Annotated in this window: 1 protein-coding gene; it reads right to left on the bottom strand. The window is 75.7% G+C overall.

Annotated elements, in window-relative coordinates; genetic code table 11:
• Window positions 1-128: 128 nt before the first annotated feature.
• Window positions 129-1,630 (bottom strand): tetratricopeptide repeat protein (locus G3I65_RS03010; protein ID WP_160694506.1); only part of this gene is annotated, 1,502 nt, incomplete at its 5' end.

The raw sequence follows: 1,630 nt of genomic DNA on the forward strand, positions 1-1,630 counted from the left end.
CCCAGCGGCACCGGCCGACGCACCACACAGCTCAACGGCACCGGCCCGCGCACACGCGGCCGCGCCCGGGATCAACGGCACCGACGCCGCGCAGCACCCGGCCACACCGCGCGCCGAACCCGCCCGGCTCAAGCCCGGGTCACCGTCGAGGGACTCCGCCTCCGCTGGGCCTGCTCCAGCAACGCCAGCCCCGTCGTTTCCCCTTGCCGGTTCCCGGTTTCCCGGAACACCCGCAGCGCCCGGTCGCACACCCCTCGCGCCTGCACCGGCTCGCCCGCCGCCAGCAGCGTCTGCCCGATGCCCAGCAACGCGTACGCGCTGCAGCGCTCGTCGTCGAGGTCCTCCAGGATGCTCAGCGCCAGCCGCAGGCACGCCAGGGAATCCGGCAGCCGGCCGGCGTCGCGGTGCAGGGTGCCCAGCTCGGTCAGGACCTTCGCCTCGCGGTGCGGGTCCGCGATCTCGCGCGCCAGGTCGCGGGCGCGCCGCAGCCACGTGTCCGCCTCGGTGAACTCGCCCAGCAGCGCGTACGTCGAGCCGATCGCGTTGCGCATCTGCGCCACGCCGGTCTGGTCGCCCGCCTGCTCCAGGCCGGTCAGGGCCCGCCGGTAGCAGGAAAGGGCCTCGCGCGGGTGGTCGCGGACCCGCGCGACCGTGCCGAGGCCCGCCACGGCCAGTGCTTCGCCGCGGACGTCGCCCAGTGAGCGGAACAGCGCCGCCGAGCGGTCCATGTCGGCCACCGCCGCCTCGTATTCGTCGTGGTACAGCCGGACCTGGCCGAGGCCGCGGTGCAGCACCGCCGCGCCCGCGATGTTCCCCGCCGCCTCGACCGCCGCAAGGGCGGTCAGGTGGCTGCGGCGCCAGTCGTCGTACGCGCCGCGCAGGTCGTAGAACGGGACCGCCGCCGCCGTCAGCTGCCAGGCCAGCTCGTCGAGGCCCGCGTCCGCCGCGAGCTGGACCGCGCCGGCGAGCAGCTTGCGTTCGGCCGTGAACCACTCCAGCGGCGCGGCGGGCAGCTTCGGGCTCGCGGCGGGCAGCGCGGGTCCCGTCATCGCGCCGAACGCGGGAGGCAGGTCCGCGGCGGCCGTCTTCGCCAGCGCCAGCAGCACCGACAGCACGCGGGAAAGCGTTTCCCGCCGCACCGAAGCCGGTTCCTCCGCCAGCAATTCCGCCGCATAGCACCGAAGCAGGTCGTGCAGCCGGTAGCGCGGCTGGCCGCCCGCGTCCCGCCCGGCGAGCGAAACCAGGTTGGCGTCGACGAGCACGTCGAGCACCTCGTGCGTGTCCTCGCGGCCGAGCACCGCGTCGACCACCCAGCTCGGGAAGTCCTGCGCGCCCAGCACCGCCGTCCGGCAGAACGCGGTCCGCGCCCGCGCCGGCAACTGACGCAGGCTTAGCTCGAAGCTCGGCCGGACGCCGAGGTCGCCGACGCGCAGCTCGCTCAGCCGGCTCGACTCGTCGGCGAGCCGGTCGTGCAGTGTCCGCAGGCTCCACGCCTGCCGCCCGGCCAGCCGCGCCCCGGCGATCCGGATAGCCAGCGGCAGGTACCCGCAGCAGCGCACGATCGCCGCCGCTTCGGCCGGTTCGCCGACGACGCGGTCCGCGCCCGCGACCCCGGCCAGCAACGCCGAAG

The sequence above is a fragment of the Amycolatopsis sp. SID8362 genome, from assembly GCF_010550475.1.
Lineage (GTDB): Bacteria > Actinomycetota > Actinomycetes > Mycobacteriales > Pseudonocardiaceae > Amycolatopsis > Amycolatopsis eburnea.